Source organism: Rugamonas sp. DEMB1 (assembly GCF_029834475.1).
Classification (GTDB): Bacteria; Pseudomonadota; Gammaproteobacteria; order Burkholderiales; family Burkholderiaceae_D; genus Rugamonas; species Rugamonas rubra.
This window is the reverse complement of the sequence record NZ_CP122407.1, coordinates 1364886-1377981: the sequence shown is the minus strand read 5'-3', so window position 1 is coordinate 1377981 and position 13096 is coordinate 1364886. Positions and strand designations below refer to the sequence as shown.

Annotated in this window: 12 protein-coding genes; all 12 read right to left on the bottom strand. The window is 63.1% G+C overall.

From position 1 onward, the window contains the following. Positions 1–40 precede the first annotated feature (40 nt). A complete protein-coding gene (locus QC826_RS06370; RefSeq protein ID WP_279764872.1) occupies positions 41–1276 on the bottom strand; it encodes a type II toxin-antitoxin system HipA family toxin in 1236 nt (411 codons plus the stop codon). Next, positions 1276–1629, bottom strand: coding sequence for a helix-turn-helix domain-containing protein (locus QC826_RS06365; RefSeq protein WP_279764871.1), 354 nt, complete (start codon positions 1627–1629; stop codon positions 1276–1278). Before QC826_RS06365 ends, QC826_RS06370 begins: the two co-directional genes overlap by 1 nt. A gap of 575 nt (positions 1630–2204) precedes the next feature. Continuing rightward, positions 2205–2459: a hypothetical protein gene (locus QC826_RS06360; protein WP_279764869.1), complete on the bottom strand. Its 255-nt coding sequence runs from the start codon at positions 2457–2459 to the stop codon at positions 2205–2207. A 74-nt stretch (positions 2460–2533) separates the two neighbouring features. Next, positions 2534–2932, bottom strand: coding sequence for a hypothetical protein (locus tag QC826_RS06355; RefSeq protein WP_279764868.1), 399 nt, complete (start codon positions 2930–2932; stop codon positions 2534–2536). Next, entirely contained in the window at positions 2929–3444 is a 516-nt protein-coding gene (locus QC826_RS06350; protein WP_279764867.1) for a glycoside hydrolase family 19 protein, read from the bottom strand. The genes QC826_RS06355 and QC826_RS06350 overlap by 4 nt, the downstream gene beginning before the upstream one ends. Further along, positions 3441–3701 carry a hypothetical protein gene (locus QC826_RS06345; protein WP_279764866.1) on the bottom strand — a complete coding sequence of 87 codons (261 nt, stop codon included), beginning with the start codon at positions 3699–3701 and terminating at the stop codon, positions 3441–3443. Before QC826_RS06345 ends, QC826_RS06350 begins: the two co-directional genes overlap by 4 nt. Continuing rightward, complete coding sequence (locus QC826_RS06340) at positions 3701–4060, bottom strand: restriction endonuclease (RefSeq protein ID WP_279764865.1); 360 nt, start codon at positions 4058–4060, stop codon at positions 3701–3703. The genes QC826_RS06345 and QC826_RS06340 overlap by 1 nt, the downstream gene beginning before the upstream one ends. 27 nt (positions 4061–4087) lie before the next feature. Then, positions 4088–4318: a hypothetical protein gene (locus tag QC826_RS06335; protein ID WP_279764864.1), complete on the bottom strand. Its 231-nt coding sequence runs from the start codon at positions 4316–4318 to the stop codon at positions 4088–4090. A gap of 40 nt (positions 4319–4358) precedes the next feature. Then, positions 4359–6350: a hypothetical protein gene (locus QC826_RS06330; protein ID WP_279764862.1), complete on the bottom strand. Its 1992-nt coding sequence runs from the start codon at positions 6348–6350 to the stop codon at positions 4359–4361. 1 nt (position 6351) lies between these two features. Beyond that, entirely contained in the window at positions 6352–7407 is a 1056-nt protein-coding gene (locus tag QC826_RS06325; RefSeq protein WP_279764861.1) for a hypothetical protein, read from the bottom strand. Beyond that, a complete protein-coding gene (locus QC826_RS06320) occupies positions 7404–12842 on the bottom strand; it encodes a phage tail length tape measure family protein (RefSeq protein ID WP_279764860.1) in 5439 nt (1812 codons plus the stop codon). The genes QC826_RS06325 and QC826_RS06320 overlap by 4 nt, the downstream gene beginning before the upstream one ends. Next, entirely contained in the window at positions 12839–13063 is a 225-nt protein-coding gene (locus QC826_RS06315) for a DUF1799 domain-containing protein (RefSeq protein WP_279766402.1), read from the bottom strand. The genes QC826_RS06320 and QC826_RS06315 overlap by 4 nt, the downstream gene beginning before the upstream one ends. Positions 13064–13096 lie beyond the last annotated feature (33 nt).

The following is a 13096-nucleotide window of genomic DNA, read 5'->3' as shown; positions in this document are numbered from 1 at the left end:
AAGGCGCTGTGAAGTAAGCCAACGATCCCGTAGCGCTGACCTATCGATCTAAGGAGATGCAGTTCGCCAGAACCGCGATGTCATTTTTCCGAACTCCGGCCGCCTTAAAACTAACTGCCCAGCCAGAAACCGCGTTCCTCACCGATGCCACGATTTCCTTTGCCTCTTCAGGCTTGAGTAAAAATCGGCCGCATTGTGACAAGGCATTCTCCACCGTGCTGGCCGCCCCCAGGGCTCCCACACCAATAGACTGGGGGTGGCTCGAAGCAGAGATGTGGGGAACAATATCGAAAGCAGGCGATAACACATATCGCCCGGGCGACTCCATGAGCAAAGCGTGATTGCGCAAGTGATCGTCAACATTGCCTACGAAAATATTAAACACCATTCTTCGGAAAAGCTCACGGCTATCCAGCTGCCCCCTGATGTTGAATGGCCTCATTGCCTCGACTATGCCGGCATACGAAAACGAAGTCTTGTATTCCCGCCCGTCGGCGCTAAGGGTGGAGGGATTCAGCAGACTATGCGCGCTGATATAGTGCTTACGTCCCCCACCTTTGCTTCGATCAAAACGCTCAACCAGGAAGACGGACCGGCCGGCGACATCTATCAGCTCGAAATCGGGGGTATCAATGCCCGCCTTGTGGGCTAAGCACATCGTTGCATACTCGACCTTGGGAACGTCAAAAATGTCATCCGGCCTAGGAAATTTAGCAATATGTTCCGTGCCATCGTGAATAACGATCGTTTTCGGACGGACACCACCCAAGCTGCTGCCCGGTGCGAGTAGGCGTATGTCTGAATCAGTCAAGTCCACATCTTCGTTTACGGCCAGCGCGTCAATTACCCGCAAGAGTTTCCCTGACAACTCCTCCGTCTTGGCAGCTTCTATGCCCAGTCCAGGCTTTTCGGTGTGATGCCTGGAAAATCCAAGGCAGCCGGACCCATAGTGCCAAGAATTGAGCAGCCACTCCACCGGATTCGAAGGCAATGGTTCATTTTTCCTTGTTAAAACGCTCGCAGTCAGCTTTACGCCCCATGCGTTCGGTCCTGCGTCAGATAAGACACCATACGTCCCGTCGTGTCTGCGCGCCAACAATTGCACTTCCGCCGACCGCCTTAGATGTATTGGGTCCAAGTCAAAGGATTGAGGTCTGTTTATATAGTGACGACCATATGCGAAATGACCGTCCCCGGCCTCGTCCACAGCGAAGCTGCCGACTGGCAACGGCTCGACAGGATTGGAACAGTCAAAAACTGTGCATGCGAGTACCATCAGAACTCCTGCTCAAGGATGGGCGCGCTAGCTGTTCGTTGGTGCTTCAGCTTGCTCGGCTGACTAAGCAAAAGCTCGACGTCCGCGAGCTCCCCGAGTGCCTCGAGCACGCTGAGTAGCAAGCCAAGCGAAACACCCAAATCCCCCCGCTCCAGTCGGCCCAGCGTCGTTCGATGAATACGACACATTCTTTCCAAGTCTGAAAGAGTCAGCCGTTGCGCCTTTCTTGCGAGACGCAGTCGCTCGCCTAAGCGTAGCGCGGCATCGCTAGCTGCAATCGTTGCAAAATCGAAATTATGTCGCATATATCCAACTTTTTTAGTATTTTGATGTACCCATACATCATATGTCATCGTCTTGATCTATCAACACTTCAAACACTTCAAAATACATTAAATGTCATATAGATGCATCATTTTATGTAAAATGATGCATTAAAGCATCCAACTATCTCGCTGACCGCCACAAGCGCCAACTGGCAATCTCGGCCGAAAAAAACGGAAATACCGGAAACCTATCGCGGAATTGACGACAACGCCAAATGGACCAGGCTGGCGCCGATTGGCTCGTCATGGCGCCATCGCGCCCGTCCCCGTTCTTGAAAATCCCCTCCCCCGCACTTCCCCCGCAAGCGGCGCGCCGAAAGCGGTAAAATGGCGCCCTTAACGCATGAGCCAGCGCCGCGCTTCGCCGCCATCCCGCGCCGCGCGCCCGGCCCATCGCCACGCCAACGCACCGCCGAAAAAGAACCAATGACCACAGTCCCGAACGAAATCAACGCCGCCGCAGTCAAGAACAGCCCCGCCGAAAAAGTCACGCCCATGATGCAGCAGCGTACTCTCCCTATTGAACCCAGTAAGTAAAATAGAAAACTACGCCAAAAGCTACGCCGGGAACGTTCCGGCGTGGCAGCGGAAGACCGGCGCCGTCACAGGCAGCCAGCCAGCACCGCCTCCAGCTCCCCCTCGTACCGCCGCGCGCGCGGCCAGTCCCGCGCCAGCGCAAGAACTTTGTCGCCGGCGGCCGCGTCCAGCGATAGCTTGCCGAACTCGTAGTCGGGCTTGATCGGCACGTAGCCGACACAGGGCCGGTACACCGGCACCTCGACGGTCTGCGTCGCCGGCGGTGCGCCGGCGCAGCCCGCCACCAGCAGGTTGCAAATAATCGTCAGCAGGCCGGCCAAGAGTGAGCACCCATGCGGCATTGCGGCAGTTTTATGCCGCCCAGGTGGCCGGGCCATGCTTGCATTTTTCGCCCTCATCGCACACTCTCCAGCAGCTGGTTGACGGCCGGCATGGCTTCGTCGCAGGTCGTCGCGCGGCGGCCAGCCAGCTGCGCCAGCGCGCCGTCGAAGCGCCGGCCGTTTTCCGCGGAGAGCTGCTGGGCGGCCTGGCCGCGCGCGTCGGCGGCGGCCTTGGCGCTAGCCATCGCCTCCACTGCGCGGTTTTGCTCGCGGATACCGGCCGTCAGCGCGTCGGCGCGCGTGCGCTCGGTGGCCAGGTCGGCCCGAGCTTGGTCGCGGTCGTGGGCAGCCAGCCACCATCCCGCGCCGGCGCCTCCGCCGACCAGCGGCAGCGCGGCGAGCAGCACGATAGCGGCCACCTTCCAGATGCCGCCGACGACGGCGCCGCCGGCCAGCTCGCCCAGGACGCTCACAACAGCACTCGCTGCGCAACGGCGAACAGCGCCAGGCGCTCAGCCAGGCCGTTGACGCCGCCGTTGACGCGCCGGGTCACGCGCACCTGGTCGCCGGCGTCGGCCAGCTCGTTGAGGCCGTGCGCGCGCCAGAACCAGCCGGCCGAGCGGCAGGCGTTGACCGGCTGCTCGAGCAGCGCCGGCGTGCCGATCAGGTCCAGGCCCAGGGCGGTGCCGCAAGCGGCGTAGTTGGCACGGCCGGTGATCTGGATCAGGCCGCGCCCCTTGAAGCGTACGCCGTCGCCCGACTTGGTGTTGCCCAGGTCGGCGCGGCCCTCATATGCGGCGCCGCTGGCAAGCTCCTGCACGTAGAGCAGCTGGCCGGACTCGTGCCCAACCTGCGCGAGAAAGGACGCCTGGCGCGCCGGCGTGTTGATGCAGCACTCGGCCATAGTCACGTTCAGCGCCTCGAGGAAGCCGGCGGCGCGACGCCGGGCCTTGGGCATGATTTTCAGTAGTTGATCGAGGGTCATGATTTATCTCCAGTCGAGCAGAAGGTGAGGCCACGCGGCCCGGCGCAGACCAGGGCGGCGATGCCCCAGTGCAGCGCCAGGTCGGGCCAAGTGGGATGGCCGCCGGCCAGGCCGGCCAGCAGCACGGCGGCCGCGCCGATGGTCAGCAGTAGCCATGTGGCGCGGATCGGCAGCGCCGTGCCAGGACACATGTGGTTGATGGCGCGCACGCCGCCGGCAAGCACAATTGCGGCGGCGAGAAGGTTCAGGATCTGCATCACTCGCCCCCTTTCCGCCGCAGCCAGGCGAACGCCGTCGGAATGATGACCTGGGCGCCCAGGCCCAGGCCGGCGGCCGAAGCGAGCCGCATGCCGTCGCCGGCGGCCGCAGCGAACGGAAAATAGTTCGCGATGCCTAGCGCGATCAGCGGCGCGAAGTAGCCGGCCAGCAGCGACGAGCCGGCCACGCTGCCAGCGATGCGCGCCAGGGTCATGGCCGGCAGGTAGGACAACGACACGAGGCCGCCGGCCAGGCCGGCCAGCAGCGCGTCGTACTGCACGCCGAGAATGGACCCGGTCAGGGTGATGGTGCCGGCCGCGATTGCGATGCCGACGGTGCTGCTTGCGGGTTCTGCCATAAGTACCTTTTCAATAAAGAGCCCGCATTAAGCGGGCTGGGTTGGCGGTTCTTGCGGCGTCACTGGCGGCGGATCTTCCGGCAGCTCGGGCGGAGGGTCCAGCAACCAGCTGCCGCCGGAGCGGTAGACGTGCTCCGGCTGGTGGATCAAAGTGCTGCCGCAGAAATTGATGGAGGCAAGCAGAATGTTGTAGACGGCACCATCCACATCAAGCAATCGAATGCGTCTCGGCTCGTCGGGGTCGAGTTCGTCGTACATACAGTCACTCCTTTCGATAGAAATTTCCTAGGAAGCCGCGCTATGCCGCGCATTCGATCAGGGCCCAAGCATCTCCGCCTGGTGGGGCCTGGACGTTGTTGTTGAAAAATACCACCCCGGGACCAGCCCCGGCCGGAAGTGAGCCGGCGGGCAATGCGATGGGAGAGTAGTTGACCGAATCTACGACAATTCCGCCCCAGCCCCCGAGTGATGCACCTGGAAGGCAGATAGCGGAGGTGAAGGGATTCGTACCGTACGCCCCGGCTCCACCTCCCCCTGCGCCGGAAGAGCTCGCCGAGGCGTTCGTCCCCGCCCTGGCACCAGTACCTGCAAGCTGTAACGGGGTCGTGCTGATTTGCGCGAAGGGGCCGGAGCCCGTCACGTTCTGCGCCTGGTAGCCGCTAGCAGTGGTTGTGAACGTCGGCGCAGCGCCCGCCGACCCTCCGCCTGAGCTCATTCCCTGTACGGAGCCAGCGGTCATGACGATGTCGGCGCCGTTGCCGCCGACGCCCGCACCGCCGGAACACGCGATCACCCCGGAGAAAGTAGCTGTGATCGTAATGCTGCCGCTGTTGTAGGCCGTGCCGCGCCAATTCACAGCGCCGCCGCCGGTAGCAGCCCGGCCACTGATGCCTGTAGCGGAAATGGAGCCGCTGCCGCCGCCGGTGTAGTTGAAGTCACCCCCTGTCGCGGCTCCTCCAGTGACGCCAGCTGCGGAAACGGACGCCGTGGACGCCCCGTAAGTAGCAACGCCCCCCAGGCCGCCGTTTGCGGTCAGCGCTAGGCCGGGACCGGTAAAGGTGCTGCTACCAGCTGTGATCCCCTGGTAAGCCCCGGCAGTGATGCTGAAATTGCCGGCTGCTCCGGCAGCAAGGGCTGCCGTATAGGTCTGGCCCGCCACACAGAACAACGTCCTGACCGCCCGGCCACCGGCGCTGCCGCCGGTGGCCGCGCCCGCGAAATTGGTGGCACCCAGGTTCACGTAACCGCCAGAGCCACAAGCCCCCTGCAAGGTGAAGCGGTGGACGCCAGTTACCCTAGCCGTGAACACGCCGGATGAGGGGAGTACCTCGCAGTGGTTGAACGAGGGGGTTCCGGTTATCGCAGTGCCATCGCCTTTGGTGACCGTCACCCTGAATTTCGTCGCGGTCTCCGCGTACACGTCGATCTCGTCACCGGGCGAGCAGACGAAGGACTGGCCGCTTGGCACTCCCTTGACAACCAGGTTGGCGCCGGCGGTCAGCGGAAAGGCACCACCAGCCAGGGCGCGCCGGCGCGCGCCGGCCTGCGGCGCGGCGGCGAAGCCGGTAATCGCCACGGGGCCAGTGATGACCACGTAATTCCCGGAGCCGCTCCAGATATCGGGCGCCGAGGCGCTGGCGACATCTGCCGCCCTGGCATCGTTGAGCGCACCAGTCAGGTTGCCGCCGGCAACGCCACCGGTCGCGCCCGTGGCGCCGCGCTGGCCCACCACTGAGATGATCCACGAGGTGATGGTGCCACTGCCCTCGTAGCTGGTCACGGTGGCGACCAGGGAAGTACCCGAGTAGCTGGCCGCCGTGCCGTACATAGCGTTGGCCGGGTTTGCCGCGTCGACCATCTTGAGGTTGACGTTGGTGGAAAACTGCTTGCCGGCCTGCGTGGCAAAGGTGCGCGATCCGGTACCGACCACGTTGCTGGTCGCGCTGGTCGCGGTCAAGCCCGTGGCGCTGGCGGCGCTGGCCGCGGCACTGGCTGCGGCCGACGCAGAACTGGCGGCGGAGGCAGTGGCGCTCGTAGCCGATGCGGATGCGCTATTTGCCGAGGCGGCGGCACTTCCGGATGCGGCGGTGGCACTCGCCGCCGCTGCGGTGGCGCTACCGGCGGCATCAATTGCATTGGCATACACATTGACGCCCAATGCATTCATCTGCGTCCCGAATGGGCGTTGCGCGGCAACAAAGGCGTCGGCCGCGTTATCGAAATTGTCCGGATCGTCAATGCTGGGCCCTACTGGAAGGACGTCAGCCGGCACTGGTGCAGTTACGCTCATATTACATTTCCTCTACTTGTAGTGTGATGACGCCGTAGCTGAAGTCCCTCAGGTTCAGGCTGAATTCCTTGTGCGGCCCGTAGACGAAGACCGCGTCGAAGTAGTCGAGCGTGAAATCGTCGAGGCCGGACCATACGGCCGGGCGCCCATTCAGGAGCTCGCGCACGGCACGAATTTGGGCGGTGTATTTCTTGTCGAACCAGATCTGCAGGTCGACCTTGGGAACGGAGCGCTTGGGGGAGAGTTCCAGATTCCCGAAGGTGTCCCGGTCGATCGTCGAGAAATTCAAGTGATCGTCGTTGGCATCGACCTGGGCCTCTCCGATGTAGATGGCGTTGCCGATAATGATTCCACCGACGCCACGCTGGCCGGTCGGCTTGCTCGCCGTCACGGTGATGGTCGAATTCCGATATGGCGGGAGGTCGAAGAACTGAACCGAGGTGCGGCTGGTGAATGGAGCCAAGTAGTATTGGCTCCACGAAAAGCTCTTACGCTTGCTCAAATTGACCGTCACCGAATACTTTTGCACCCCGCCAACCGTTTGCGTGATGGTGATGGTCCTGGCATCGATCCCGATGACGGCGATGGTGGAAGCGCGTCCAACCAGGGTGATCGACTGGACGATGTCGACCGGGGCAACCACCTGCGTGTTGCGCAGCTGGTCGAAGGCGGCATATTTGTTGGTTGTGCCTACTTTTCGCCACGCGGTCCCGGTTGCCAGAGGCTGGCCGGTGTTGCTGGCCAGCTGAGACTCGTAGACAAGATGGTTGACCGCATCGATCACGGTATCGTTCAGGGCATAGGTGTGCGCCGGGTCGTAGACCATGTACGTGGCACCGATGTTCAGCCACCACGAGGGGCTACTCGCCGGTGTATGCCCTAGGTTGCCGGCCGCGAGCGACTTCCATACCGTAATGACGCCGCCTACGATTCCGGTACTTGCCGTGGAGCCGGCAGCGTAGGTGGTGCCGCCGGCATACGCGGCCGGCGGCGTCTCCACCACCGAGCTTGCGGTAAGCATGGTGTCGTTGATGGTGATTGGTGGGGTTACCCTCATGCTGCCACCGCCTTTGTCATCAAATAGTTATTGCCTTGGGTGGCGCGGAGGAGAGCATTGGCGGATTTCTTGGTGTTTTCCGCCGTCGCCAAAGTTGGCGCTTGGAGCTTGGCCACCTCGGCGCGCAGCGCCCTAACCTCGGCAAGCAATGCCGAGTTGTCGTCAGCGGGGCTGCTTAAGCGGCGCAGTAACTCGCGGTTGTCGGCCGCTGGGATGATCCGCTCGTCCTCATGCACCAGCGCGGGCATGGTTTTCGGCACGCGGTTTGTCCCTACGGCGAACGGATGCAATTTTTTGTACTCGTCGCTCGTCAGGAACCCGGCGCGGATCTGCTCCATCGTCTGGCCGGCGGCCAGCGCGCGCTCCCACGAGTCCACTCCGGCAGCCTCGCCGTTCCGCCCAAGCAGGGTGCGGTACAGCTCCTGGATGCGCGCCTCGTTCGAGCCCTTGATCGCGGCGGTGACATCGACACCCTGCCCGGCCTGGCCGGTCCAGTGATCGATGGCGCCGGCCTCGGGGGTACGGCCCAGGTACTGCTGATAGGCCGACGTGACGACCGACGGTGCTGCAGCGATTGGATTGGCCATGGCCGCCGAGATCGATGCGGCCAAAGCGGCCAACGCGGTAGGGATGGTCAGCACCGAGGTGTTGATGCCGTTGAGCGAGTCGACCTGCGCCTTCCCCACGCCGAGAATGTCGTCCAGCCGCTTGACCTCTGCGTCAAAGGCATCCTGGGTGATCTTCTTCTGGTCCTCGAGCACGGCAAGTGTAAGCTGCTCGCCGGTCAGTTGCTTGTCTGTCAGGGTTGACAGCGCGGCCAGCGCGTTCATGGTCCGGTATTGGTCGCGCTGGAAATCGGCCTGGGTGCCAAACAGCCCCGATGCATCCTTGCCGACAGTGGCCAGGGCCTGCTTCAGCGACTCGGCGGTCGGCAGCGGGCCGCCCGCCTTCGCGATCGCAATGGCGCTCTCGATCTGTGCTTGGGCGGCGCGGCGCTCTGCGGCCTGGTCGCCCGTTGGGCGCACTTGGTCCATCGAGGTATGCAGTAGATCCGATAATCCCTTGATCTTGCCAATGGCCGCCGCTTCGGCGTCGATCCGAGCCTGGATTGCAGTCATGTCGGCTTGATGCGCCGCCGCCTTCAGCGCCTTCTCACTACTGATGGCGTCAGTCAGCCGCGTCAAGGAACTTCCCGCCGCGCCGACGAGCTTCTCGGCAGCCGCACGCTCGTCGTTCAGCGCGTAGATCCGCTTTTGCAGCTCAGCGTCGGTCGCCGTCATGGCGGCCAGCTCCACCTGGCGCTGGCGGGCCAGCGCTTCGGCGGCCGTGTGGGTCAGGTCGTAGATCTGGCCGTCCAGGCCGGCCGTGGCCTTGGCCGCCTCCTGCGCCTTGGCGATTGCCGCAGCGGTGGCGTCGGCCGCAGTGGCGAAGTCACCCGATACCTTCATCAGCGCGGCATAGCGTTTGGCGTCCGCCTCGGACGACAGGTCCAGCCCCATCACCAGGGCCTTGAACTGGTCCTTGGTGGTGATGCTGGCCAGGCCCAGCGCCGACATCTGCTCGGTTACCTGCTTGACCAGGACCTTGTTGCGCTCCTCGTCGGTCAGGTAGGTCTGCGCATAGGCCGCAGCCTGCTGCGAGAAGGTCGCCATACCTCCAGACAGCTGGATCAGCTGCGCACGCGCCGCCTCCGAGGCGAGACCGGTGGCGCCGAAGGCCTTGGACACGTCCTTGCCCAGCAGCTGCGCCACCTGGCTGGTGATGTTGAATTCTGCGGTGACGCGGGCCAGGGCGGCGCTGGTCGTCTCGGTCGGCAGCTTGAGCGCGGCGATTTCCTGCAGCGTGACCTTTGCGCCGAAGACGGTTTCACCGGACTCCTTGAGCGCGGCGCGGAACGACAGCAGCGCGGCAGCCTCGGTGGCCAACTCCTGCGATGTGCCGGCGAAGCCGATCTCCAGCTTCGACAGACCGGGCTCGATCCCCTCCAAAATGTTGGTGATGCGATCGGCGAAGACCTTGTCCAGCTCTCCGTTTGCGTTGGGGTTGGTACCCTCGGCGCCGGTATTGGCCGTGTAGGTCTTTCCGGTCAAGTAGGAGGTGACCGAGGCCTTTTCGGTTGCGGTCATGAAGGAGGCCAGGGCGTCGTCGGTTTGTCCGACCGTTTTCAGGAACGATTGCACCGCATCCTGGTTGGGGTCCATCCAGAAGGTCGAGCGCACGCCGAAGGTGCCCAGCGCCGACGTCGAGCCGTTGCCGATGTAGGGCGCGGCCCAGCTCTCGCCGCGTTCGTTGTTGTTGATGTTGCCGACCGCGTTGTTGCTGGCGAACTGCATGCGGGTGTGCTCTTCCGGACCATCCTGCATGCCGCCGATAATCGCCATGGCGGCCAGCGCGGCCCAGCCCCACACCGGGATCGCCGCCAGCGCCGCCGTGGCGCCCGCCGCGATGCTGGTTCCACCGATTGCGGCGGAGGCGGCGCCGCCGGCCGCAATCGTCCCGGCGCCGGCGGCCAAGCCGCCAGCGGCGCCGTACTTCTCGCCGTAGGTGTATGCCGCCAGCCCGCCGCCTGCGCCGGCCAGGTACGGCGCCGCCGCGCCGGTATAGCTGCCGAGCTGCGCCGACGTCGTCATTGGCGCGCCCAGCGCTTGCGACGCGGCGGCGGCCGAGCCGCTGTAGCCGCTGGCGAACTGGCCCAGGTAGCTCGACGAGGACGAAAGGGCGCCAAGGCTGGAGAGGGCCGACATCGAGCCCATGCCGCCCTGTCCGCCGCCGATGGCGCCGGCGGCGGTCTGGGCGATCCCGCTGTAGCCCGACACCTCAGCGCCGATGCTGAAGATCCACCGCTTGACCGTCATCTGGTACAGCATGTCGAGCAGGCCGTTTTTCAGCGTGTCGCGCAGGCGGTCGAACGCCGACTTTCCGCTGTCGAAGATTGAGACGAAGGTATCGTGCGCGGTCTGGTCGATGGAATCCCACAGCCTTTTCTGCTGCTCGAAGTCTTCCGTTTTCAGGATGCCGGCCGCGCGCGCTTCTGCGAGCGCGCGGATCTCGGCCGCACTAGCACGCATCGTCTCCGCTTCCCGCTGGCGCGCACTATCGTTCCCGATAATCGCCGCTTGGTTCTCCAGCCGGGTGGCCGATTCTTCAGCCAATGCTAGATTGAACGAATTTATCTGTTGCTTGCTGGCGCCGATCAGAGAATTCGAATCCTTCTGCGCCTTCACCTGGGCAACAAGGGATTGCAATTCAGCATCGCGCTTTCCGGCAAGCGCATCGAGATTCGCGGCCGCCTGACGGCTATCCTTAATATCTAAAACGTAAATGTCATCCTTCAGCTTCAATTTTCGAGTCAACTGCTTTGCTTCTACGTCCTCGATGGCACCACGAATGGACGCCTGTTCCGTTTCGCTATTTTGTTTCCCCTTGGTAAGTCTAAAAATATCCTGTAGCCGAGCCTTTTCCCGCCCCAGCGCAGCCTGATCATTCGCCTCAACCTGTTCCGCATAGCTGATCTGCGCGGCGAGACTGGTGGCAGCTCCCGCTGCTTGGATCGCAGCAAGGGAGGACGCAGTACGCTTCGCGACCTCCTCTTCCACCGCGCCGCGCCGCTTGATGGCCTCGATCTGGCTATCGATGCCTGCATTGAATATGTCGCTGTACTGCTTTCGGATGTTCATCTGCAGAGTGGCAATCCGCTGCTCGGTCACAACAGACTCTTCGCCCGGGCGAGCTGCCTGCGTCACCAAATTGCGCGCCGCAACCAAGTCACGGGCAAGCCGCTCTTTACGAGGCAGATATTTCTCCTCCTCCTTCGCCAAGGCGATACCCGCCTCTTCGAGGCGAACGCTTTCCGCTTGCGCTGCTGCCTTCTCCTTGGCCGCGGTAGCTTGACGCTGCAGCGCCTCAACCTCTGCCTGCGCCTTGTCCAGGTCCGCCTTGCCGTCGGAACCGCCGCCGGCGAAGGTGAAGCGAGCGATTTTCGCCTTGGCTAGCGCGGCTTGGGCCTTCTCCAATTTCTGGTCGAGAGTATCCTCTCGACCAACGTCCAGCATCCAATCCCATGCCTGCTTAGCCTTTTCGCCAACAGCAGTCCACCCTTTTTGCATAACGCCGAGGGATGCCTCAATTTCCTTTCCGCGACTCTCGATAGCGTCCGAATATGCCTTTTGCGCTACTGCTGCGGCCTCCTCCGTTTTCCCTTGGTCCTGCAATGCTTTGATCTGCGAATAGACCGCCAGGGACATATAGTGATACTGCTCGGTGAACTTCTCGCTGGCTTGCAATGGGGACTTACCCAGCTCGGAAAACGCAGCTACTGTGTCGGACACGGCCATGCCGATGGTCTTTTGTGCCAGCACGGCCGTGGCACCGAACTGCCGCAGGTTCTCCGCGCCAACCTTGCCGGTTCCGGCAAGCATTGCCAATGCTTCCGCCGCCTGTCCTTGCGTGCCAACTTGCTTTGCGATGGACGCAGCCATGCCATTGAGTTGACTGACGGTCGTTCCAGCGGCATTCCCGGTCAGGATGATCGACTTGCGGTAGGCATCGGCCTCCTGTGAACCCTTGTAGTAGGCCACCGCCACTGCGACGACCGCAGCGGTGACGGCCACAGCTGCAGCGACCGTTGTCACGCTAACGGTGGTGACGCCAGTCAACGCGGTTCTGGCGTTGGAGGCGGCCTCCGTTGCCGTGTTAGCGCCATCGGCCAACGTGGATAGACCATCACCAGCCTGCTCGGCGCCGCCGGATACTGCTTCCTGCTGCCTCGCAACATCCGCGAGGGCTCCGCCCAGGTCGGCTATGTCCCCGATGCTAGAACTAGCCCCGCCCAAGGAAGAGAAGAAGGACTTCACTTGCCCACCTAGCACGCTGAGCGTGTTGGAGACGCCGCCGAACGAGTCCTTAATCTGACCGCCTTGCTGGATCAACACCTGCAGTGGATTTTGTCCTCCGGACAAGCTGGTGAAAATATCGGTCAACTGCGCGGGCATCTGGCGCAGCGCGGCCGTCGTCTGGGCCGCCGACACCCCGAATTGCTTCATCGTTGGATCGGAGGACCGGATGGCGTCAGCAGCGGCCTTCTGTTTTGCCGTGATCGCATCGAGCGCCGCCAGGTAGGGACGCAACACCTCAACGTCGACACCGCGCTGGCGTGCCAACACCTCGTAATACTGAGAGCCGGTCTTGCCGCCGGCCTCCATCGCCGCAGTCGTGCGCTGGATCGATGCAATCAGATTGCGCTGCGATACCTCGACGTTTTTGGCGGATCGATCGGCGCCAGAACCGATGTCGGACACGGCGGAAGACGCCTGCTGTCCAGCACGCGAGACGCTGCTGGCCATGGTGCTGGCCTGCTGGCTGATCTCGTTGAAGCCTTCGCGCGTCTGGGTCGTATTGACCTCTGCGACGAGCTGGATGCGGCGCTCTTCCGTCATGCGTCCTCCTTTTTGTTCATTTCCGACAGTGCGGCGTGCTCCAGCGTACGGAGGTCGCCCTCCCATTCGCTGCACTCGTCGGGTGTCAGGCCCATTCGGTCAAGCTTGCGGAAGGCGCATGCGTAGTTCATGCCGGTGGCGCCGCCGGGGCCGACGGTCCACTGGGTTTGCTGTTCGCAGAACAGCGCGAAGGCCGGCCAGTTATCCGGCCAGACTTCGATGGCGCGCGCGTGGTGGGCGGCGGCGATGCTGGC